Here is a 22,481-nt window from a genome sequence, read left to right on the forward strand (position 1 = left end):
AAGAAATAAAAAAACGTCCGATATATTCGGACGTTTTTTTGTCTACTAAAAATTATACTTATCAATATTATCTTTCGTAAATACAACTCGTTCTGGTAATACGATAATTCCATTCCCTTCTGCCTCATAATCATATCCTTGAATGGAGTTTGGCTCTACCTTCACTTTTCCAATTCCTTTTACTTCGAAGCTATCCCCTACTTTTAACTTCTTCCCTTTTACAACAATTTCATTTGCTACATACGTTGCGAGAGCACCTTGTTGTTTTACATCCCATAAACCAAATTGTGCTACTGTTCCTCGTTTTACGTAATCACGCATAACGTTTGGTGTAGAGAAGCCAGTTACGACAACCTTTTTATCCATTTTTAAATTTTCAGCTGCTTGTGCCATTGCCGGAAGTGCCGTTGCATCTGGACAAATGACTGCATTAATATCAGGATACGTTTTTAAAATATTCTCTCCTACTGACAAAGACTTTTGCGCATTATTTTCACCGTACTGCGTCGTTACAATTTCCCAGTTCGGATATTTCTTTTTAATAATTTCTTTCGCTTTCGTTACCCATTGGTTTTGATCCGTTACTGTCGGGCTAGAATAAAAGAAGGCTACTTTTCCTTTATCTCCAATTTGCTTTGAAGTCATTTCTATTAATAAATTAGCAAGTTGGTCTGGTGTTCCTTGGCTGATATAAAAGGAACGGTCTTTCGGATTCACATCAGAATCCCACGTTAAGACAGTCATTCCTTTTTTCTTAGCACGTTGTAGTGATTGCGATAAACCATCAACTGATGTAGAGGAAACCATAAGTGCATCATAGTTTTGGTTAATAAAATTATTTATATACTTTACTTGCCCGGATACGCTCGCTTCAGACGGTCCATCATACTTCACTTGCACGCCTAACTTATCTCCCATCTCTTTTGCCCCTTCACCACCCGATGTGAAGAAACCAACTCCTGTTAATTTCGGAATAAATGCAAATTTCACATCATCAACCTTTTTCTTATCTGCCGTTTGGCTAGAACACGCAATTAAACCGATTAAACAAATACATACAATCAATACAATCCCCAGTTTTCTCTTCATGACATTTCCCCCTTATGCAAATTCTTTCTTTTCTCCGCTAAGAATTGATGTAATTTGAAATGTCTCATAATAACTGAAAGAATAAGGATAATACCTATTACTACATTGGATTGTTCATTTGTTAAACCCGTCATTTGCAAGCCATACTGCATGAGCCCAATAAAAATACTCGCTAGTACAGTACCAATAATACTTCCTTTTCCCCCCGTAATAAGTGTCCCGCCTAATACGACTGCTGTAATGATTGGTAAAATTGTTTCACTTCCCATATCAGCACGTGCGGAACCAAAATATGCGGTTAAGAAAGCACCTCCTAATCCACCTCCTAACCCGGAAAGTATGTAAGCGATAATGACTACTTTTTTCGTTTTAATCCCGGTGTATTTTGCTGTATTTTCGTTCGCACCTGTTAATTTTACATGGCGCCCGTATATAGTTCGGTGAAATAATACAGTACATAAAACTGTTAATACGATCAGTAGCCATAATAAATTCGGTATTCCTATAAAACTACCGTTTGCCAGTTGTACAAATGTGTCAGGTAAACCGCTTATTCCTTCGTACCCAGAAGCACCTGCCCCTCCTGAAATGACGAGGGCAATTCCCCCGTATAAAAACATCGTTCCGAGTGTAACGACGAGTGGTTCTACATCCGTCATTTTTATAATCAGTCCGTTTAAAGCGCCTGCTAAACAACTAATTATTAGGGCGATTATAACAGCAAACAAAATAGGTATTCCGTTCATCCAAAGTACACCGATTAAGATCGAAGTGAGCCCCATTATTGAGCCGATCGATACATCAATTCCTCCTGTTACTATAACAAAAGTCATTGGTATCGCCGCAATTGCGATAAATAGGAAATCATTTGTACTAAAAAGGAGATTACTAATATTTAAGAAATCACTATTTATTAAACTAAAAAGGATGAATTCTACAAGAAGTAATACAATTAGAACCCCTTCCCATCTATATACATACTTCATAGATTCATCCTCCTTTCTGCCTTCCACTTTTTCATAACACTATCTAATATGATGATAAGTAATAATAAAAAACCTGAAATAGCATTATTCCAAAATGCTGGTATTTTTAAAAAGACGAGTGAGCTACTTATTGTTTCTAAAAATAACGCTCCTAATGCAGCTCCAAATAAAGATCCTGTTCCTCCTTTTAAATGAATTCCTCCTAGTACAGCGGCTGCGATTACTTGTAATTCTAATCCTGTACCTGTTTGATTTGGCACGAAACCGATATTCATAACAAATATGCAACCAGCGAGCGCAGCGCTTATGCCTGAAATCATAAACGCATATATCTTCACTTTATTTACAGGTATACCAATAAGCCTCGCGCCATCTTCATTATCACCTACCGCATAAAAGTATCTTCCCAATGGCACTTTTCTTAAAAAGAAGTATAGTAGTAGTAAAATAATAAGAACGAACCATACAGTTATAGGTAAACCAAGAATGATGATAGATGACAGCTGCTTAAAATCGTTTGGAATATCTTCAATCCACTTCCCGCCTGTGAAAATTAACATTGTACCTCTAATAATTCCTAACATGCCTAATGTCATAATAATGGCTGGTACCCGAAACTTCGCAACTCCAATACCATTTACGAAACCAATAATGGCCCCAAGTATAATAGCTACAAATATCGACAAGAATGCACTATACCCATTCGTTAACATCATTCCGCAAACTGCTGCACTTAACCCCATGCTTGAACCAACTGATACATCTATATTTTTCGTAAATAAGACGAACGATTGACCGATTGCTAGCACGACTAAAATAACGCTTGATTTCATCAGTAAAGATAACGAGTTAAATTGAATAAAACTAGGGTTTATCATTCCTACAATAGCTATATAAATTAGTAGTAACAGTATGATAGACGTTTCATGCATTTTTAACATATGTTTCATTCCGCTACACCTCCGTATGCAAGGCGTGTAACTTCATTCACACTCAGTTGTTCTTTTTCCATATGAGAAACAAATCGCCCATTTCTCATTACATATACACGGTTTACTAATTGGACAATTTCTTCAACATCTGAAGAGATTAATAAAATTGCGAGTCCTTCCCTTTTCATTTTTTTTATCGTCTCATACACTTCAAGCCTTGCTTTCGCATCAATTCCGCGAGTCGGCTCATCAAGAATAATAATTTTAGGATTACATGCAAGATACTTCGCAAGCACGACCTTCTGCTGATTACCTCCTGATAAAGATGCCAGTTCTTTATTCATATCCTGTACAACAATTCGGAACTGTTCTATAAACGAATTAACTAAAGCGCTTTCTTTTTCTTTATTTATAAAAAAGCGATTATTTTGATATAAACTTGCTGCTGCAATATTTTCTTTAACAGAAGCAATTGAGAAAATTCCATTCCTCGCCCTATCCTCTGGCACATAAACTAGTCCTTCGTCTAGCCTTTTATGCAAAGAACACGTATCAATTGATTTTCCACCCAATAAGATAGACCCTGATTTTATAGTTTTCAATCCAAATATCGCTTCTGCTAATTCCGTTCTGCCAGATCCTATAATGCCAGCAACACCTACAACCTCACCCGCATGTACAGTGAATGATATATTTTCGAATGCGTGACCATTTATATCAACCACTTCTAATATTTTTTTCGTCTTTACTGTCTCTTGAACTACTTCTATTTTCTCTTTCTGTTTATATCCTTTTGGCAATAGTCCCTCCATCAGCATGTCATATGTATAGTCACATACATCACCTTGGCTTACAACCATTCCATCACGTAGTATTGCTACTTTGTTGGCAATTTCAAAGATTTCTGGAAAACGATGCGTAATATAAATCATCCCAATTCCTTTTTCTTGTAAACTTTTCATCAACACAAAAAGACTCTTAATTTCGTGTGTTGTTAATGTCGATGTTGGCTCATCTAGAATAAGAATCTCAGCTTCTCTTATTAATCCTCTAACGATTTCTACTAACTGTTGTTGCGCAATCGATAATGTTCCTCCTAGTTTATTAAGGTCAATATCCCATCCTAAGCTGCTAATCAATTGCTGAATCTGTACTTTTAGTTTCTTTTTCTTTTCTTTTAACCCGATACATATATTTTCTTCAATAGTCATATGCGGAAAAATGAGTGGTTCTTGCGGTATTAAATAAATACCTTTTCGGTGTGCTTCTGATGGATTTGAAAACTGTTGCTTCCTTCCTTTTACATACATCTCTCCATCATCATACGAATATAACCCCGTTAATATTTTCATTAATGTTGATTTCCCGGCGCCATTTCCCCCCACTAAAGCGTATATATCTCCGCGCTCTACTTGTAAGTTCACTTCTTTTAATACAAGTTGATTTAAAAACGCCTTACTCATTTTCTTTACTTGTAATAAAGGTACGTTCTCCACATGATGTCACCTGCCTTTATCCAGAACATTTTTTGAGAAAATGATTATTTGTTCTACTTGTTTTGTAGCATTGTATATTCCTTTTTTTATATCTAGAACACTTTTTTCTACGTACTATTAATCGTTTCAACTGGAATAAACAAAATATATGGTACATATGTTTAAGCTGTGGTCAATTGTTGAAAGGGATGAAGAGTATGACTCAGCTGAACTTTGAAGAAAATTTATTAACTAAAGTAGCTTGGTACTATTATAAAGACCAATTAACACAACAGGAGATCGCGTCACTTCTTCATATTTCAAGAAATAAAGTCGTCCGGTTATTAGATAAAGCGCGGAGTGAAGGTATCGTTACATTTCACGTAAAAGGGACTGGTTTGCACTGTTTAAGTATTGAGCGTGACCTAATGAAAAAATTCCACTTAAAAGATGCTTTTATTATCCCTACCCCAGTAAACAATTATCACGCTTCTCTCGGAAAAGCTGCTGCACAATATTTAGAAACTCATCTCCAGCAAGGCGATTTACTCGGTATTGGCTGGGGAGAAACAATTAGCAAAATGCTAGAAAACATTCATTTTGAAAGTTCTATCAACCTTTCAATCGTAACGCTCACAGGCGGGGTAAATCACTATCTCCCGAGAAAACAAAACTATTTACACTACATGCAAGGCGAGCTTCACATTATCCCTACGCCGTTTCTAGCGTCTACAACCGAAATGGCACAAAGTATTCTATCAGAACCGAGTGTAAAAGATATGCTTCAAGTCGCTTCACTTGCTCATACGGCTGTTGTCGGTATTGGGGGATTATCTCAAGACGCTACGATTGTAAAAGAAGAAAAATTAACACTACGTGAGATGACATATATTCGTAGTCAAAACGGTGCTGGCGATATTTTAGGACAGTTTTATAATACAAATGGCGATTTATTAGAACTCTCGCATCACAATCGTCTAATTGGCACGCCCCTCTCTATTTTGCGCAATATGAAGCATGTCGTCGGTGTTGCTGGAGGTACTGAAAAGATAGATGCAATTTATGGTGCCTTAAAAGGAAAGTTTATTCATTCATTAATTACCGATGAGGAAACTGCCCTCTCCTTATTACGAAAGGATGGTGATTGTTAATGTCCCATTTATTAGCTTTCGATGCTGGTACAGGGAGCATTCGAGCAGTTCTTTTTGATTTACATGGTAATCAAATTGCAGTAAGTCAAAAAGAATGGATTCACAAATCTGACCTTCGTTATCCAGGCTCTATGAACTTTGATGTAGTAGAAAATTGGAAGCTAGTACAAGAATGTACGAAAGAGGTGCTTCAAAAAAGCAACACTCCTGCCTCTTCTATTCTTGCTATTAGCGCTACAAGTATGCGAGAAGGATTTGTTTTATATGATCAAGATGGGCAAGAAATATGGGCGTGTGCAAATGTTGATGGGCGCGCATCCGTCGAAGTTAGTGAATTAAAAGAAATTCGGTCACATCTTGAAAAAGATTTATATACAAAGTCTGGTCAAACTTTTTCATTAGGTGCTTTACCACGCCTACTCTGGATAAAAAAACATGAACCCGACGTCTATAATAATATTTACTCTTTTACAATGTTAAACGATTGGATTTTATATAAACTAAGCGGCGTACTACAAATTGATCCCTCAAACGGATGCACGTCAGGTATTTTTGACTTACAAAATAGAGTGTGGGATAACGATGTCGCTAAGGAGTGCGGTCTATCTTTGCCATTTTCACCAACAGTAAATGAAGCTGGTACAGTAATTGGCAACGTTACAAAAGAGTGTGCAGCATTAACTGGATTACGTGAAGGGATTCCTGTCGTCGCCGGGGGTGGAGATGCTCAAATGGCATCGCTCGGAACAGGAATCGTGAAACCAAATCAAACGTTAATATGCGGGGGTAGCTTTTGGCAACAAGAAGTGAATGTTACTGAGCCAATAACAGATCCACATGCTGCGATTCGAGTAAATTGTCACGTCGTTCCGAACCTATGGCAATATGAAACAATCGCCTTTTTCCCAGGTCTCGTTATGCGCTGGTTTCGAGACGCTTTTTGCCAAGAAGAAAAGAAACTTGCTGATAAACTTGGTGTAGATGCTTATGAATTACTAGAAGAACAAGCGAAAGACGTACCTGTCGGTTCACATGGCATTATCCCTACTTTTTCAAACGTTATGAACTACATTTCTTGGCGTCATGCCGCACCTTCATTCTTAAATTTAAGTTTAGACGCTGACAAATGCGGAAAAAAAGAACTGTTTCGTGCTATTGAAGAAAATGCAGCCTTCATTACACTTGGAAACTTAAAATTAATAAAAAATCTAACTGGCACATTCCCTTCTGAAGTTATTTTTGCTGGCGGTGCCGCTAAAGGAAAACTATGGCCACAAATTCTATCAGACGTACTCGGTATTCCTGTAAAAGTACCTGTTGTGAAAGAAGCAGCTGCTTTAGGAACTGCGATTGCTGCTGGAGTTGGTGCTGGCATATATTCATCTATGGAAGAAACTGCCGAAGAGTTTGTACAGTGGGAGCAAACATTCGAACCAGTTACTGAAAATCACGAACTATATAAAGAGTTCTATGAAACATGGAAAACTGTATATGACAGTCAGCTCGCTTTAGCTGATAAAGGGCTCACCTCACATATGTGGATTGCGCCTGGTGCACTGTAACACATTACATAAAGGAGTGAACTGTATGTTAAAAGCGAATGAAAATGACTTCTCCTATCGCTTCGGTGATAACGGGCCGAAATATTTAATACAAGGGCCAAATATTGATCTTGGCCTTGTTGTCATTCAACCGGGCCAGGAGTTTCAAAACCATTATCATACGACGTGCGAAGAGGTCTTTTATGCATTAGAAGGTGAAATAGACTTCTATGTAAATAACGAAAGAGTTCCGATTAAACAAGGTGATGTCCTGCAAGTTCGCCCTCATGAATCTCACTATCTGATTAACCATTCTGACAAACCTTTTAAAGCTGTTTTTATAAAGTCACCACATTTACCAAATAAAGATACGGTACAAACGGAAAATCCAACATTAACGAAGGAGTGATTTTGAATGACTTGGGGATTTAAAAATCGATTAAATACAATTTTACCTGATGGTAGAGCGGTTATGTTAGCAATAGATCACGGCTACTTTTTAGGGCCAATTCACGGGCTAGAACAACCACTTGAAACAGTTAAAAACTTACTTCCGTATACAGACTCCCTCTTTTTAACACGCGGTGTACTTAGTTCCTGCATTCCTGAAAACTGCAGCACACCGATGGTTATGCGTGTATCTGGTGGCGCTACTGTCGTCGGTAAAGATTTAGCGAATGAAACAATTGTTACACCTGTAAAAGAAGCAGTGAAGCAAAACGCAATTGGCGTTGGCGTTTCTGTTTTTGTCGGATCAGACTATGAAACACAAACTGTTACAAATCTCGCAAATGTAGTTTCTGAAGCTCATGATTACGGCCTACCAGTACTCGGCATTACCGCAGTCGCAAAGGAATTACAAAAACGTGAAGCTCGCTTTCTAGCACTTGCTTCCCGCGTATGTGTTGAAATGGGTGCTGATATTATTAAAACGTATTACTGCGAAGGATTCGAAAAAATAACGAGCACATGCCCTGCCCCAGTCGTCATCGCGGGCGGCCCAAAACTAGATTCAATTGAAGACGCATTAAACATTACGTACAATGCATTGCAAGAAGGAGCAATTGGAGTAGACATGGGCCGAAACATATGGCAATCCGAGCACCCAGCTGCGATGATCCAAGCAATACATGGCATTGTGAAAAATGGATTGAATGTGAAAGAGGCACTTGAACTTTATGATGATGTGAAGAATTAATGTGAAAAGACAGACTATTTATTAGTCTGTCTTTTTTACTTTACAGTGAAACTTTCATAATCCGTCTTCTAATATGATACATACTTAAATTTTATACACCTTCAAATGATTACTCTTGTTGATCGCTATTAAGCTTTGAAACTTTCTTACCTTCTCTATAATCAAGACAAGACACTTCAATTAATAAGCCATTAAATACTGTAAAATAAAAACCATAACTACTACCTCGCATCGAATAAGGTTCCTTATCTATTTCAATGCCGCCTGCTACTAAACGATTATACGCTTGATCAACTTCATTTGAAGTATCCACTAAAAAACCAATATGAAAAGCTTCAGGATACATCACTTCCTTATTTCCCTTAAATGCTTTTGGATCGCTCAGCACCAGTATAAATCCACTTTCATCACTCATTACTAATAATGCCTTTCCCTTTTGCTCTAAAAATTGAAAATCAAAAAATGTTTCAAAGAAATGTCTCGCTTCTGATAAATCATCAACACATAAATTCAAATGATTTAACTTCATTCACTCATCTCCTTTTAAGCAGAGGGTATGTAGACTCATTTTCATAACACTTAAATATGAAAGGTAAGATATTCAAGCGTTCCGTCTAAGACTATGCTTTATAAGTCTAATACTTTTCTCCATAGCCTAGAACGTTTTTTTAAATGTATGAAAGATTTCCTATCATTCCCATCCCCCCAGTCATAAAAAAGAGGATACATGATTGCTTCTACAACATGTATCCTCTACTTATATATTACGACTGTTGATAAGCCGATTTCGATGATTTCACATAATAAACTGCATGATCCACATTAATAATATGATCTGGCTTTGGTTTACCACGGCCCGCTCTATGTCCAGCTAAGTGTTCTTCACTTGTTTCCCAGTTTTTCCATGCTTCTTCAGATTCCCAGCGAATCATTACGACAACTTCTTCGTCGCCGCGTCTTACTTTTTTCACGAGAACACTTAAATCGATGAAGCCTTCAAATTTTTCAATAATACCTTCTCCAGTGAAACGTTCTACAACTATATTTGATGTACCTTCTTTTACTGTAAATGTTTTCGTTTCGATAAACATATATCCCACTCCCTCTTTGTTATACGAATACTAGTATTCTTCTATTATAATTGATTATGATAATTATTTTCAATTGTAAAGTTTTAATTTTTTGAATTATGCTGATTTCTTTTCTATCGCCTCATCTAAAAATTTGAAATATGGAAGTAACATCCCTATTAAAGATGTAACACATATAATTGCACCGATGATTACATATAGCGCTCTTACTCCCCACATTTCACTCAATATCCCCCCTACTAACACACCTAATGGCATAGCGGATCGTATAAAAAATAAACGCACTGAAAATACTTGTCCTATCATATTATTTGGGACGGTTTGTTGGCATATTGTCGTGTTATGAACATTGAAAAATGCAATACAAATCCCTGCTATTACTTCAATTATTATTGCAATGATAATACTATGATTGAATCCTAATGAAATGTATGTGAGTCCCCCTATAAACAATCCTCCAAGCATAAGTATACGCCGGCTTTTATATGTTACTTTTCCGACTAATACTGAGCCAATTACGTAGCCAAGTGGAAAACCTGCCATGAAATAACCGTACTCTGCATATCCCGCTGACAGCTCGTCTTTTATATAAGGAAGATTTGTGACCATCGTTACCCCTACTCCAAACTGCACGAAAGTAAGAAATATACCGAGCCAAACGATGATTGGTTTTGTGAAAAAATATGTAAAACCGTGAAAAAACTGTTCTAGCCACGTTTTCCGAATAGGTTGCGACGTTCTATTTTCTTTTATATAAAATAAGAAAGTGCCACTAACAAATAAACATATGCATACGAAAGATAATGTAAGTTCTGTTCCAATCAAATGAATGACTACTCCGCCTAATACTGGCGCAAGAAACATCATAAGGCGAGTCATTCCATCAATGTACGCATTTGCATCTTGAAGTTGTTCTTTCCCTACAATGCTCGGTGTAATTGCTTGACTTGCAGGTGTATAAAGTGGTGTAATAAGTCCCACTACAATTTGAACAACATAAATGTGCCAAACTTCTATACTACCCGAAACTAGCATCACCAAAGGTAATAAAAATACGGACGCTCGTATCCATTGTGAAAATATCATAATCCACTTCCGGCTCCATTTATCAATAAATGGGCCACTTATTAATTGCAATATGAGTGATGGGATGAAATATAATAACCACATACTACTTAAAGCCATTTCTGATCCTGTTAACTCATATACTAGAATTGAATTACATAACGTTCCGAAAGCCCCTCCTAATTCAGAGATTGCACTACCAATCCACATAAAAAAGAACGAACGATTTTTCAATATATTTTTCAATTTCACACACCAACTTTTCTTTTATATTCCTCCCTTTATGTACATTCTCGTTGTTAATTATCTATTCAAAAACATATCTAATTCTTTCGCTAAAGACTGTACTGCTTTCTTTCTTAATACATATTTTCCGTCATGTATATCAACTAACTTCGCTGCACGTAACAATTTCAAATGATGGTGTACAGTCGATTTACCGAGTTGCAATCTTTCCGTTATTTCCTGTAATGTACGTTCTTTTTCAAACAACATTTTTACAATTCGCAATCTCGCTTCATCTCCAAGAGCCTTATGTTTTTGAACTAAAAAATAATTCGGTTCATACGGATCTTCAGGATGAATACTTTCATTCGCAACTGGATAATGAAATACTTTCGTATCATCAATATCTGCTTCAATATTCCACGGTCTGTACGTCATTTGCGGAATAAGAAGTACGTGATGAACACTTGGCTCTGGCATATAGTTCACTCCGCCAGTCGCCCACTCGACAAACTCTTCCGGCTTCATCTTTTTATTCATTTCATTTTTTGCTTCATAATCTCGTTTTAATATAGAAAGTATTTCTTCTTCCTCACTCTTAATTACACTCTCATACCACCCTGTCATTACAGCGATTAAATGAGATTTCAGCACCTGTACATCTACATCACATATAAAGCGAATGTACGTAGAGAAAAACTGATGATCATGTGTTAATTCCTTTAGTTCATGTATTGCAGTTCCATCTCTACTTGCGGCTAAACGTCTTTTTTTCTCATATTTCTCCCCTAAAAACGGTAAACATGTATACTTCAAATCTTCTTCTGAAAGTGAATCGATTTTAGCATGAAACTGCGATACACCCTGTATGTCTTCTTCATACAACAACTGAAGCAATGCTTTCCACGTATTATTTTCTTCGACAAATTGTAAGTGCTCTCTCATTTCTTCTGTTAATGATTTCTTAATTTCTTCCCATTCATTTTGACTCTTTTCAAGTGTATCAATTAACCTCTTATGAGTAATTGCTGCAATGCCAAGCGCACATTCGAAAAGTATCGAATATTTCACTTGAACGTTATAAGTTTCCCTCTTTCTACTCGTTATGTGATAGACCTCCATTTTTATCCCCTCCTTGTTTGCTATATATCAAATTCTATTTTTATCGAATTTAACCTTCTATATTTTTAGAATTATTTTGCGACTTCAAAAAAACTCTAATCCATGAGCAAATAGAGAAAGGTTTATACTTTTTTTCATTCTGACTCAATTAAAGCCTTGATTATTAAGTATCATATTAAAAAGAAGTTTTTTAATGGCTCTGTTATAAGTTGTCTTTCACCCTCTTGTGCAACTATAGAAAAGGTTTATTGAAGAGAAAAGAGAATTGGTTTTATTAAGAAAAATGAACAGGAGGCTATACGAATGGGAAGAAAAGAAATGTTGCAAAATGGAGTCCAACAAGTTTTTTACGAAGAAGAATGGTACCCACCAATATCAGAAGCGTTAAAGAATCTTACGGTTGAACAAGCATGTTGGCAACCAGAAGGTGCTGCCAGTAATACGATTTGGGAAAATGTGAACCATTTATTAATCTTTAAAGAACGCCTACTTTCCCGTTTACATGAAGACGACACATTTGTTGCTCCACAAAATAATGATGAGACGTTTATCCAAGGTGGACCTAATGATGATGCCGCTTGGCAGCAAACCGTAAAGCGAACGCTTCAAGTACATGATGCCTTACAATCTTCATTAACCGCCCTTCAAGAAGCAGAACTAGATCAACTAAGTCCTTCTCTACCAGTTTGGCAACAATATATGAATATCCTTTTGCATGATGCTTATCATACAGGACAAATTATACAGCTTCGGAAACTTCAAGGTTCATGGCCAACTCACCGTTCTTATTTATAAAGTGAAATTTTAATCAGCTCTTACCAATCGGGATTTTGCGGGCAGCCCATCCCCACCTCACTTCTTTGCTTTCCTTGAATTTTGAGGTAAAAATCTTACTGCCCGTTAATGCGGAATAAACGATGTTTAAAATCGCATACGTTTAATATCCAACAAAACAATTGAAAACAGCTAATTGTTCGATAATTACTGCGATTGCTCAAAATAAAGCAAATTAAAATACATTGATTCCTAACATAACTTCTAATCATAATCCAAATTTGGAAGAATAGATGCTTTTTTATATACAAATAATAACTCTCAAGGAGTTGTTGACATGCATTTCATATTGAATATGTTAGGGATTTTCGTTGTCATATTAATCATTTTCTTATGTTCGCCTAATAAAAAACATATAAAATGGAGACCGATTGTAATTCTCATCCTATTGGAGCTTTTTATTACGTGGTTTATGTTAGGCACAAAGCTCGGCAGTATTATCATTAATAAAATTGCGTCATTTTTCAGTTGGCTACTAGCATGTGCGAATGAAGGTATTCGATTTGCATTTCCTTCAGCTATGGAAAGTCAGCACATTGATTTCTTCTTTAGTGCGTTACTTCCTATCATTTTTGTTATTACTTTTTTCGATATTCTTTCTTATTTCGGAATCTTAACTTGGATTATTGATAAAGTAGGTGCAGTTATTTCAAAGATTTCTCGTTTACCAAAGTTAGAAAGTTTCTTTTCGATTCAAATGATGTTTTTAGGAAACACCGAAGCACTTGCGGTTGTTCGTGATCAATTATCTGTTTTAAAAGAAAATCGATTATTAACTTTTGGAATTATGAGTATGAGTAGCGTTAGCGGATCCATTCTTGGTGCTTATTTATCAATGGTTCCAGCAACATATATTTTCAGCGCAATCCCATTAAACTGTATTAACGCATTAATTTTAGCCAATGTATTAAATCCTGTGGAAGTTTCGAAAGAAGAAGACGTTGTTTACACACCTTCAAAACATGAAAAAAAGGATTTCTTTTCTACTATTTCAAACAGTATGTTAGTTGGGATGAATATGGTTATCGTTATTTTAGCTATGGTAATTGGTTATGTAGCTTTAACAGCATGTTTAAATGGGATTTTAGGATTTTTTGTAACGGGGTTAACAATTCAAAAAATCTTCTCCATTATCTTTAGTCCTTTTGCATTTTTACTCGGTTTATCAGGCAGTGATGCTATGTATGTAGCTGAATTAATGGGGATCAAAATAACGACGAATGAATTTGTTGCAATGATGGATTTAAAATCAAACTTAAAGTCGCTACAACCGCATACGGTTGCGGTTGCAACGACATTTCTAGCTTCTTTTGCTAACTTTAGTACAGTAGGTATGATTTACGGAACTTACAATTCATTATTTGGCGGAGAAAAATCATCAGTCATCGGTAAAAATGTTTGGAAGCTTCTTGTTAGCGGGATGGCTGTTTCTTTATTAAGTGCTATGCTCGTTGGGCTATTTGTATGGTAATTAATTTTAATAATAAAAGACACCCAAGCCAATTGAGTGTCTTTTATTATTATTTTCGAATTTGTCCATTTCCACGAATCACATATTTTGTAGAAGTTAATGCTGGAAGCCCCATTGGTCCTCTTACGTGTAACTTTTGTGTACTGATACCAATTTCCGCTCCGAATCCAAATTCGGATCCATCTGTAAAACGAGTCGATGCATTATGATAAAGTGCCGCGGCATCTACAGAAGTAAAAAACTTGCTGACGTTTTCCTCGTTTTCAGTAATAATTGCTTCAGAATGCATAGATCCATACGTATTTATATGATGAATCGCTTCTTCAACAGTGGAAACCACTTTCACTGCTAGTGTGAGAGATAAAAACTCAGTTTCCCAGTCTTCTTCTGTCGCAAGTAAGATAGAAGAATCAATCGCCACTGCTTTATTATCACCACGTAGCTCCACTCCTCTTTCATTCAAGGAAGAAAACAACTCGCTACCATATTGCTCTGCCCAATTCTCATGAAGTACAATCGTCTCAATTGCATTACATACAGATGGACGCTGTGTTTTTGCATTTATAATAATATTAAACGCCATTTGTTTATCTGCTGTTTCATCAATGAATATATGACAATTCCCCGCACCTGTTTCAAGTACTGGAACAGACGCTTCTCTCACTACTGTATCAATTAATTGTTTACCGCCTCTTGGTATAAGAACATCCAAGTACTCGTTCAATGTAAACAACTGTTTTGCACTATCTCTCGTTGTATCTTCTATGAGCTGTACACTTTCTGAAGGCAAGCTAGTTTGCTTAAGCGCCCGGTGAATAACGCTAACGATGGCTTTGTTAGAATGGATAGCAGAAGAACTACCACGTAGTATTACTGCGTTTCCTGTTTTTAAACAAATTGTAGCAGCATCAACAGTTACATTCGGTCTTGCCTCATAAATCATCCCGACAACACCAAGTGGTACGCGCATCTCCTGAATAGATAGTCCATTTGGCCTTTCCCATGCACTTACACATTCTCCTACAGGATCACGTAATTCAATTAGCTGCTTAATCCCCTCTGTCATATCAATAATACGATTTTCAGTTAGCAGAAGACGATCAAGGAGTGAATCAGAAAATCCTTTTGCCTTACCTTCTTCAATATCCCTCTTGTTTTCTTCTAAAATATAAGCTGTTTCTAATATTAACTGATCAGCTATTGCGGAAAGTGCTTCGTTTTTTTGCTCTGTAGATTTAAGCACAAGCTCTCTAGCAACCTCTTTTGCTTTTATCCCCTTTGCCAACACTTCATTCATTTTTATTTCCTCCTTTTTAAAGTGAAACCCAATGATCCCTATGGATGACTTCATAACTATGTCTCTCGCCTCTTACTTGAATATCTTGGCTTTGCATACCTTTTACATCTATTAGTTCCTCTGCACTATATGTGCATTGTCCTTTTCCTATTACGCGCCCTTGTTGCGTTACAACCTCTACAACTTCACCCACTTGGAAAAATCCTGATACATTCGTAACACCAGCTGGAAGTAAACTCTTACCATGCTGAATGATGGCAGTAGCTGCCCCAGCATCTACTTCAATTTGTCCGCTAACAAGCGAATGTAAGGCAATCCATTGCTTGTTCATCTTCATTTCTTTTTGAGGAGCATTACCAACATACGTTCCATCACCCTTACCCTTCAAAACATCTACAAACTTTTCCTGTCCACGCCCTGTTCCGATAAATACACTCACACCAAGAGAGAGCGCTGTCTTTGCAGCGTCGATTTTTGATTTCATACCGCCAGTCCCAAGTTTTGAGCCAGCATCTCCTGCAAGAGAAGAAATTTCTTCCGTAACTTCAGGAAGAAAATAATATTTTTTTGCATCCGGATTTTTCTGAGGATTTTTGTCATATAACCCGTTCACATCCGTAAAGATCATAAGCATATCCGCCGAAACAAGCCCGCTTACTAAAGCTGACAGCATATCATTATCACCGAACGTCAGCTCCTCTAAAGAGATGGAATCATTTTCATTAATAATTGGAAGAGCGGAGCGGTTTAATAATTCTCCTAACGTAGCGTAAGCATTACTATATTGTTCTTTTCTAGAAAAATCACTCCTCGTCAGCAAAAGTTGCGCAGTAACGATGCCATATTTACGGAATTCCTCCGTGTACGCCTGCATTAACAAACTTTGTCCGACAGCTGCTGCAGCCTGTTTCCCTTTAATCGTTACAGGTCTGCTAGGATATCCTAGCGCTGAAAAACCTGCAGCGACGGCTCCAGATGTAATTAACACAACCTCGTGCCCATCTTCTTTCAACCGAGCCAATGCGGCAACGTGATCTGAAAGCTGTTCTGTAGAGATGCCTCCGTGACTATCTGCCAAGGAACTACTCCCAATCTTTACAACAACTCGTTGTTTTTTCACTTTTTTATCCCCCAAGTCTAAAATCAAAGTTTTTTATAAATTACACTTCATTCACTTTGTAACTATATCTATTCTCATCAATGCTGCAATGAGGTATTTAAGAGCAAAATAAAAATGACCGCTTCGCCCTTAATAAAATAAAAAGGACGAAACGGTCATTGTTCCGCGGTACCACCTTAATTGATATACATAGATATCCACTTGGTGCCTATAACGCAGGCGAACGCCTAAACTTTCATTTAAGACTCAGGGATAGGTTCGATATATTCTATACGAGGAATCTTTCAGCCGGTGAATTCCACTCTCTTTCGCAAGAAGACATATGTACTAGTTCCCTTCAACGATTTTCAATCTAATTTTTTTATATTATGCGATATAGTTCGATTCGGTGTCAAGAGGTATTTTTAAAAATAAATAGAGCCGCAAGTTATTTGTATGAAATTATCGCCCTACTGAATGAAAATACAAAATGATATAAGTTTAACTCATATTCATAAACATAAAACCTTACATTATAGTGTATATATTTACATAATGTCGAATATAATTAATTTTTATCTTTTAGTGTTGCAAAAAGGAATATATTCTCTTAGAATGTTTCTTTATATTGCACAGGGATGTTATTCTTATTCTAAGAAAATAATATCAAACAGATATAATTGATTATAAAAGGAGCAAGATTGAGTTATTATGGATAAACAAATTGGATTCATCGGTTGCGGAAATATGGGAATGGCTATGATTGGCGGAATGATAAACAAAAATATAGTGTCTTCAAATCAAATTATTTGTTCAGATTTAAACACTGCTAATTTAAAAAATGCTAGTGAAAAATATGGGCTAACTACAACTACCGACAACAATGAAGTAGCTAAAAATGCTGATATTTTAATTTTATCAATCAAACCAGACCTATACGCGTCAATAATTAATGAAATAAAAGAAATAATCAAAAACGATGCTATCATCGTTACGATCGCTGCTGGGAAAAGTATTGAAAGTACTGAAAATGCCTTTAATAAAAAAGTAAAGGTTGTAAGGGTAATGCCTAATACTCCTGCTCTTGTTGGAGAAGGAATGTCTGCATTATGCCCGAATGAAATGGTGACAGAAAAAGATTTAGAAGATGTACTAAACATTTTCAATAGTTTTGGTCAAACAGAGATCGTAAGTGAAAAATTAATGGATGTTGTAACATCTGTAAGTGGTTCTTCACCAGCTTATGTATATATGATTATAGAAGCGATGGCAGATGCTGCTGTACTAGATGGTATGCCAAGAAATCAAGCATATAAATTCGCTGCTCAAGCTGTGTTAGGCTCTGCAAAAATGGTACTAGAAACAGGAATACATCCAGGTGAATTGAAAGATATGGTTTGTTCTCCTGGCGGAACGACAATAGAAGCTGTAGCAACATTGGAGGAAAAAGGACTGAGAACAGCGATTATTTCAGCTATGCAGCGTTGTACGCAAAAGTCTGTTGAACTATCTGGTCAAACTAAAAAGTAAAACTGTAAAAGAGATCGCGTTAGCTATGAATTCATATGAATTTAATTAGAAATTCACTACATGATAAACGGCCAAACTCATATATAATTGAGTTTGGCCGTTTCAGTTTTAATTATATTAAAATAATTTTATTCAAATCTTCTTTACAGGTTCTGTTTTATCCCTTACCTATTCCCTACTATGATTGTGTAATTTTATTAGAAACTAATAATTTTTCAATGCACTTCGGTAACATATCTAATAGCGTTTCAAATGCGTAGTTTACATCTAGACGTTCTGTCCATTGATGTGCATCTTTTCCTACCGGCCCCATATTTAATACTGGAACATCAAACTCTTCTAATTCCTGAAGCGGAATTGAATAACCTTTATCCCATAATGGCATATTGTCTACAAGCGAACTCATTGAATCCAGTGGATACTGCAAGCCTACATAACTTAAATCTGAAATCCCCCCAAAATAATTTTGGTTTTCAAATGTAATTTTATGATTGTAGTGTGCATACTTTTCCATTTCTACAACTACCTCTTTTATTAAAGGATTGTTGCGTGAACTCACAGCTGGATAGTACGGCGGAGCGAAGAAAAGTACAATCATCGGTGCCTTTTCTTTACATAAAATCGCTAATTTATCTACTAAATCAATGGTTACCGCACGATCATCTTTATCTCCTCTATTTTTTATAATATTAGATTGAATATGATTTATTTTTCCTCGTCCATGTTGCTCAATTGCATATGTGATAAGCTCTTCATAAGTTAATACATTTACTTTGAGATTAGGTGGTATAAATGGATTATATTTAGAAAAACGATATGCATGTTTTTCATACGACTCTTCTATTTTCTCTGCTACTTTCGTTACTTTTTGACGTAACAATGAAACTACATCTGTCATTGATTTTTCTAATAAAAACAAATTAAATAATGTAACTGCACGATGCGGAATTTGTACAGAATAATCCTCTTTTAAGTCCCTTTGAAGTAAGTTAGTTGGCGGAGGACTCGCTTCCCCTTCTACAATATCACAAAGGTCTGTGTTTAACTCTAATTCTGCTGTTATTAATGAAGCCATATAACTCCCATTTAACCCTGCAAAAGGTTCACCTACATGTGTCTCTTTTCCGTAGCAAAGAAAACCAGGTAACACTTTACCAATAGAGCCAGTGTAAATATACTTATTTTGGTCACCAGGATGTCTTGAAAACATAGGCTCTGAGTTTAAGACCGTTTTATAATCTAAGTTATGCTCTCTTGCTAAATCTAACAGTCTCGGAACAGCGGCCCTCATCCCTACAGAATTTACTTCTTCATCTGGTACAGCCAATAAAAGAACATTCCCATCAAATCTTTCTTCGCAAGCTTGCTCAATCATTGCCATTTGTAATGCTAGACCGCATTTCATATCCATTGTTCCTCTACCAAACAGCCATTCTCCATGTTCTATATCTTCACGTACATGGTCTGGAAGTTCATCTTTATGAGAATAAAACATAGATGTTAACTTTTTAGGATTAAATGCATCTTCTTTCCATATTCCGTAATCTTGTACATCTACAACATCAAAGTGACTTACTAGAATTACAGTATTTTTTGTACTATCGCTTTTCTTTACTAGTGCTGTAACAAAATATCGTCCGTCCCCTGTCGGATTTTTTTGCAAATGGTGCGGGTTTTGTTTGAAATACTGTAAGTCAGATAATTGTTCCACAACAAAGTCTGGCAATATTACTTCAGCTTCTGAACCGGTAATACTAGGAATTTCAACAAGACTGCTTAATAATTGAACCAATTGTTCTTTTGATTGCCACTTTGACATATAAATCCTCCTATTTTCCGCATTATGAAAATTAATTCCAGTATATGAATAAAAAATGACGACAGCTATCAAAATTATAGTTCTGATGTACTGCCGATTTTTATTGATATTTCATGAGCCGCTTGTTTTACCTTGCTAATAAGAAAAGATAGTCGATCATCATTAATACGATGACTAATTAACCCAACACTTAATGCTCCTACTACTTTATGATTAAATCCAATAATAGGTGCAGCTACTGAAGCTGTCCCTTCTGTTTTTTCACCATAACTGACAGCATATCCTTCATTTTTTATTTGCTTTATTTGATTAAGAAGAATTTGCTTTTGTTCTGGTAATGAAGGAAGTAAATACTCTACAATATGTTCCATTTCATTCGTTTTCATATTGGCAAGCATCGTTTTATTTGCAGCACCAATTGAAAGTGGAATTTGTTCTCCTAGATTATCGATAACTCGAATTTTTAAAGGGCTATCAATTCTTTCAATGATAATAGAATGTGTTCCGTTTGGAATATTCAAATAGACACTTTCTTCCACTTCAGAAGCCAAACGTTTCATCACTTCTCTCGCAACAGATCTATAGTCTACCTTCTCCAATTGACGCAACCCTATTTCCATCCACATTGGTCCAATTTTGTACTGTTTTGTCTCTGTAATTTGTGTAACTAACCCATGCTCCATTAGAGAGTTAAGTAATCTATGTACTGTACTAACCGGGAGATGTGTTCCATCAGCTATATCAGAAATAGCCCAATACTCTTTTTCATTTGTAGAATTCAATAATTTAATAATACTTATCGCTCGATCAATGGACTGTACCATAACTCGCCTCAACTTTACTCGTAATATGTTAGTACGCTTAATTAACTATCAATTTAGCAAACATTCGAAATGAAATCAATCTATTTATTTAATTTTCTAACAATAAAAACATATCACTAACAACGAATTGAAAACGCAAACAAAAAAATATTGACTTTTCTTTTTAATTATCTGAAAATTATAACAAGATTTCACATCACGGAATACATTCCATAATACGGAAAAACATCAAACGTTATTCTATCAACTACGAAAGTGAGGAAAACAATGGCGCAAGTAAGCAATACAAACAATGAATTAAAACGTACGATGAAAAGTAGACACTTATTCATGATTGCACTCGGTGGTGTGATTGGAACCGGGTTATTTAACGGATCTGGCTTTATTATAAGTCAGGCTGGACCTGGTGGATCCGTACTTGCCTTTATTGCTGGTGGATTATTAATGTATTTCGTTATGCTATGTCTTGGTGAACTTGCTGTAGCCATGCCTGTTTCAGGTTCTTTTCAGGAATATGCTACTAAATTCATCAATCCTGCAACTGGCTTTACAATCGGATGGTTGTATTGGTTAAGCTGGGCGAATACGACCGGTCTTGAATTTACAACTGCCGGTATTACAATGCAGCGCTGGTTTCCTGATATTCCTGTTTGGGTTTGGTGTTTAATATTTGGCGTTACCATCTTCACTATTAACGCATTATCTGCTCGTAGTTATGCAGAAACAGAATTTTGGTTTTCAAGTATAAAAGTATCTGCCATTATAGCTTTTATAATTCTTGGTGGCGCCGCTATGTTCGGTTTTATTGATTTAAAAGGCGATGAACCAGCTCCACTTCTTTCAAATTTCGTAAATCATGGTGGTTTATTTCCGAATGGACTTGCAGCTATTCTATTAACAATGGTTACAGTCAATTATTCCTTCCAAGGTACAGAGCTTGTCGGAATCGCAGCAGGTGAAAGTGAAGATCCAGCAAAAACTTTACCTCGTTCTATTAGAAATATTATATGGCGCACAATGTTTTTCTTCGTCTTAGCAATCTTTGTTCTTGTTGCTTTAATTCCTTGGGAAGAAGCTGGATTAACAAAGAGTCCATTCGTTGCTGTTTTTGATAATATCGGTATTCCATATGCAGCTGATATTATGAACTTTGTTATTCTTACTGCTGTTCTTTCTGTCGCAAACTCAGGACTATACGCTGCTACTCGAATGCTTTGGTCTTTATCAAAAAACGAAATGGCTCCAGCATTTTTAAAGAAATTATCATCACGTGGGATTCCTCTCAACGCTTTAATCATGACAATAGCTATTTCTGCTTTTTCTCTTTTGACAAGTGTAGTAGCTGCTGAAACTGTTTACTTGTGGCTCATTTCAATTTCCGGAGTTATTACCATTATTGTTTGGATGTCAATTTGTGTTTCTCAATTCTTTTTCCGCAAACATTATTTAGCAGACGGCGGAAAATTAGAAGACTTAAAATTTAAAACGCCACTTTATCCACTCGTACCAATTCTTGGTTTTGGATTGTATGGCATTATATTAATCAGTCTTATTTTTATCCCAGAACAACGACTTGGAATCTATTGCACTGTCCCATTTATCATCTTTTGCTACACTTACTATCACTTTAAAGTTAAGAAAAGAAATTCTACTAACACTCATAGTGAAACTAAAATTAGCGAGACTTCGTAATATTTGACTATACATAAAAGACCACACATAGCGTTTCACT

At 36.1% G+C, this 22,481-nt stretch carries 20 protein-coding genes and 1 other annotated feature; of the genes, 8 read left to right on the forward strand and 12 right to left on the reverse strand.

Annotated features, from left to right (window positions below; translation table 11 throughout):
- Positions 1 to 45: 45 nt before the first annotated feature.
- Genes lsrB through MHH55_RS08885 form a run of 4 tightly spaced genes read right to left on the reverse strand, consistent with a single transcriptional unit; the run spans position 46 to position 4,503 of the window.
- Positions 46 to 1,089 carry an autoinducer 2 ABC transporter substrate-binding protein LsrB gene (gene lsrB / locus MHH55_RS08870; RefSeq protein ID WP_000823665.1) on the reverse strand — a complete coding sequence of 348 codons (1,044 nt, stop codon included), beginning with the start codon at positions 1,087 to 1,089 and terminating at the stop codon, positions 46 to 48.
- Positions 1,086 to 2,075, reverse strand: a complete 990-nt coding sequence (locus MHH55_RS08875) for an ABC transporter permease (protein ID WP_000878521.1) — start codon at positions 2,073 to 2,075, stop codon at positions 1,086 to 1,088. Before MHH55_RS08875 ends, lsrB begins: the two co-directional genes overlap by 4 nt.
- On the reverse strand, positions 2,072 to 3,025 hold the full coding sequence (locus MHH55_RS08880; protein ID WP_000682144.1) for an ABC transporter permease subunit: 954 nt from the start codon (positions 3,023 to 3,025) through the stop codon (positions 2,072 to 2,074). Before MHH55_RS08880 ends, MHH55_RS08875 begins: the two co-directional genes overlap by 4 nt.
- Positions 3,022 to 4,503 (reverse strand): sugar ABC transporter ATP-binding protein, encoded by a 1,482-nt coding sequence (locus MHH55_RS08885; protein ID WP_000432615.1) that lies wholly within the window; start codon positions 4,501 to 4,503, stop codon positions 3,022 to 3,024. The genes MHH55_RS08880 and MHH55_RS08885 overlap by 4 nt, the downstream gene beginning before the upstream one ends.
- A gap of 197 nt (positions 4,504 to 4,700) precedes the next feature.
- Here MHH55_RS08885 and MHH55_RS08890 point away from each other — a divergent pair, with 197 nt between their 5' ends.
- The 4 genes from MHH55_RS08890 to lsrF are packed head-to-tail and all read left to right on the forward strand — an operon-like array spanning position 4,701 to position 8,372.
- Positions 4,701 to 5,633: a sugar-binding transcriptional regulator gene (locus tag MHH55_RS08890; protein ID WP_000192709.1), complete on the forward strand. Its 933-nt coding sequence runs from the start codon at positions 4,701 to 4,703 to the stop codon at positions 5,631 to 5,633.
- Positions 5,633 to 7,195 carry an autoinducer-2 kinase gene (gene lsrK / locus MHH55_RS08895; protein WP_000018815.1) on the forward strand — a complete coding sequence of 521 codons (1,563 nt, stop codon included), beginning with the start codon at positions 5,633 to 5,635 and terminating at the stop codon, positions 7,193 to 7,195. The genes MHH55_RS08890 and lsrK overlap by 1 nt, the downstream gene beginning before the upstream one ends.
- A 25-nt stretch (positions 7,196 to 7,220) precedes the next feature.
- Entirely contained in the window at positions 7,221 to 7,583 is a 363-nt protein-coding gene (locus tag MHH55_RS08900; protein ID WP_000909986.1) for a cupin domain-containing protein, read from the forward strand.
- Between the two features lie 6 nt (positions 7,584 to 7,589).
- Entirely contained in the window at positions 7,590 to 8,372 is a 783-nt protein-coding gene (gene lsrF / locus MHH55_RS08905; protein ID WP_000219782.1) for a 3-hydroxy-5-phosphonooxypentane-2,4-dione thiolase, read from the forward strand.
- A 109-nt stretch (positions 8,373 to 8,481) separates the two neighbouring features.
- Here the strand turns inward: lsrF and MHH55_RS08910 are convergent, their stop codons facing one another.
- From MHH55_RS08910 to MHH55_RS08925, 4 genes are all read right to left on the reverse strand, one after another.
- Positions 8,482 to 8,901, reverse strand: a complete 420-nt coding sequence (locus MHH55_RS08910) for a VOC family protein (protein WP_000773073.1) — start codon at positions 8,899 to 8,901, stop codon at positions 8,482 to 8,484.
- 235 nt (positions 8,902 to 9,136) lie between these two features.
- A complete protein-coding gene (hmoA, locus tag MHH55_RS08915) occupies positions 9,137 to 9,463 on the reverse strand; it encodes a heme-degrading monooxygenase HmoA (RefSeq protein ID WP_000469498.1) in 327 nt (108 codons plus the stop codon).
- A gap of 96 nt (positions 9,464 to 9,559) precedes the next feature.
- Complete coding sequence (locus tag MHH55_RS08920) at positions 9,560 to 10,780, reverse strand: MFS transporter (RefSeq protein WP_000769173.1); 1,221 nt, start codon at positions 10,778 to 10,780, stop codon at positions 9,560 to 9,562.
- Between the two features lie 51 nt (positions 10,781 to 10,831).
- Positions 10,832 to 11,875, reverse strand: coding sequence for an ArsR/SmtB family transcription factor (locus MHH55_RS08925; RefSeq protein ID WP_017673827.1), 1,044 nt, complete (start codon positions 11,873 to 11,875; stop codon positions 10,832 to 10,834).
- A gap of 303 nt (positions 11,876 to 12,178) precedes the next feature.
- Here MHH55_RS08925 and MHH55_RS08930 point away from each other — a divergent pair, with 303 nt between their 5' ends.
- Positions 12,179 to 12,670, forward strand: a complete 492-nt coding sequence (locus MHH55_RS08930) for a DinB family protein (RefSeq protein ID WP_000532733.1) — start codon at positions 12,179 to 12,181, stop codon at positions 12,668 to 12,670.
- Positions 12,671 to 12,986: 316 nt separating this feature from the next.
- Positions 12,987 to 14,180, forward strand: coding sequence for a NupC/NupG family nucleoside CNT transporter (locus tag MHH55_RS08935; protein WP_000545479.1), 1,194 nt, complete (start codon positions 12,987 to 12,989; stop codon positions 14,178 to 14,180).
- 49 nt (positions 14,181 to 14,229) lie between these two features.
- Here MHH55_RS08935 and MHH55_RS08940 read toward each other — a convergent pair whose 3' ends face one another.
- Together MHH55_RS08940 and proB are read right to left on the reverse strand one after the other, a co-directional pair.
- Positions 14,230 to 15,477 (reverse strand): glutamate-5-semialdehyde dehydrogenase, encoded by a 1,248-nt coding sequence (locus tag MHH55_RS08940; protein WP_025687458.1) that lies wholly within the window; start codon positions 15,475 to 15,477, stop codon positions 14,230 to 14,232.
- Between the two features lie 16 nt (positions 15,478 to 15,493).
- Entirely contained in the window at positions 15,494 to 16,597 is a 1,104-nt protein-coding gene (proB, locus tag MHH55_RS08945) for a glutamate 5-kinase (RefSeq protein ID WP_078186906.1), read from the reverse strand.
- Between the two features lie 139 nt (positions 16,598 to 16,736).
- Positions 16,737 to 16,947, reverse strand: a binding site (T-box leader).
- 340 nt (positions 16,948 to 17,287) lie between these two features.
- On the opposite strand from proB, the gene proC reads away from it, so the two are divergent.
- On the forward strand, positions 17,288 to 18,106 hold the full coding sequence (proC, locus tag MHH55_RS08950; protein WP_000360723.1) for a pyrroline-5-carboxylate reductase: 819 nt from the start codon (positions 17,288 to 17,290) through the stop codon (positions 18,104 to 18,106).
- A gap of 178 nt (positions 18,107 to 18,284) precedes the next feature.
- On the opposite strand, the gene MHH55_RS08955 is transcribed toward proC, so the two are convergent.
- Together MHH55_RS08955 and MHH55_RS08960 are read right to left on the reverse strand one after the other, a co-directional pair.
- Positions 18,285 to 19,925, reverse strand: a complete 1,641-nt coding sequence (locus tag MHH55_RS08955) for a M20/M25/M40 family metallo-hydrolase (RefSeq protein WP_078186905.1) — start codon at positions 19,923 to 19,925, stop codon at positions 18,285 to 18,287.
- 74 nt (positions 19,926 to 19,999) lie between these two features.
- Entirely contained in the window at positions 20,000 to 20,749 is a 750-nt protein-coding gene (locus MHH55_RS08960) for an IclR family transcriptional regulator (RefSeq protein ID WP_000250758.1), read from the reverse strand.
- Between the two features lie 267 nt (positions 20,750 to 21,016).
- Between MHH55_RS08960 and MHH55_RS08965 the strand changes: the two genes are divergently transcribed.
- On the forward strand, positions 21,017 to 22,441 hold the full coding sequence (locus MHH55_RS08965) for an amino acid permease (protein WP_000079991.1): 1,425 nt from the start codon (positions 21,017 to 21,019) through the stop codon (positions 22,439 to 22,441).
- The last annotated feature ends 40 nt before the right edge of the window (positions 22,442 to 22,481 follow it).

Origin of the sequence: Bacillus sp. FSL K6-2944 (assembly GCF_038005385.1) — a bacterium.
In the GTDB taxonomy this organism is placed as follows: domain Bacteria; phylum Bacillota; class Bacilli; order Bacillales; family Bacillaceae_G; genus Bacillus_A; species Bacillus_A cereus.

Excerpts from the sequence above, each read along its gene's own strand:
- MHH55_RS08900 (WP_000909986.1), top strand. The coding sequence starts at position 7,221 with ATGTTAAAAGCGAATGAAAATGACTTCTCCTATCGCTTCGGTGATAAC.
- MHH55_RS08930 (WP_000532733.1), top strand. The coding sequence starts at position 12,179 with ATGGGAAGAAAAGAAATGTTGCAAAATGGAGTCCAACAAGTTTTTTAC.
- MHH55_RS08880 (WP_000682144.1), bottom strand. The coding sequence starts at position 3,025 with ATGAAACATATGTTAAAAATGCATGAAACGTCTATCATACTGTTACTA.
- MHH55_RS08960 (WP_000250758.1), bottom strand. The coding sequence starts at position 20,749 with ATGGTACAGTCCATTGATCGAGCGATAAGTATTATTAAATTATTGAAT.
- lsrF (WP_000219782.1), top strand. The coding sequence starts at position 7,590 with ATGACTTGGGGATTTAAAAATCGATTAAATACAATTTTACCTGATGGT.
- MHH55_RS08955 (WP_078186905.1), bottom strand. The coding sequence starts at position 19,925 with ATGTCAAAGTGGCAATCAAAAGAACAATTGGTTCAATTATTAAGCAGT.
- MHH55_RS08875 (WP_000878521.1), bottom strand. The coding sequence starts at position 2,075 with ATGAAGTATGTATATAGATGGGAAGGGGTTCTAATTGTATTACTTCTT.
- MHH55_RS08965 (WP_000079991.1), top strand. The coding sequence starts at position 21,017 with ATGGCGCAAGTAAGCAATACAAACAATGAATTAAAACGTACGATGAAA.
- lsrB (WP_000823665.1), bottom strand. The coding sequence starts at position 1,089 with ATGAAGAGAAAACTGGGGATTGTATTGATTGTATGTATTTGTTTAATC.
- MHH55_RS08925 (WP_017673827.1), bottom strand. The coding sequence starts at position 11,875 with ATGGAGGTCTATCACATAACGAGTAGAAAGAGGGAAACTTATAACGTT.
- MHH55_RS08940 (WP_025687458.1), bottom strand. The coding sequence starts at position 15,477 with ATGAATGAAGTGTTGGCAAAGGGGATAAAAGCAAAAGAGGTTGCTAGA.
- hmoA (WP_000469498.1), bottom strand. The coding sequence starts at position 9,463 with ATGTTTATCGAAACGAAAACATTTACAGTAAAAGAAGGTACATCAAAT.
- lsrK (WP_000018815.1), top strand. The coding sequence starts at position 5,633 with ATGTCCCATTTATTAGCTTTCGATGCTGGTACAGGGAGCATTCGAGCA.
- MHH55_RS08935 (WP_000545479.1), top strand. The coding sequence starts at position 12,987 with ATGCATTTCATATTGAATATGTTAGGGATTTTCGTTGTCATATTAATC.
- MHH55_RS08890 (WP_000192709.1), top strand. The coding sequence starts at position 4,701 with ATGACTCAGCTGAACTTTGAAGAAAATTTATTAACTAAAGTAGCTTGG.
- proC (WP_000360723.1), top strand. The coding sequence starts at position 17,288 with ATGGATAAACAAATTGGATTCATCGGTTGCGGAAATATGGGAATGGCT.
- MHH55_RS08910 (WP_000773073.1), bottom strand. The coding sequence starts at position 8,901 with ATGAAGTTAAATCATTTGAATTTATGTGTTGATGATTTATCAGAAGCG.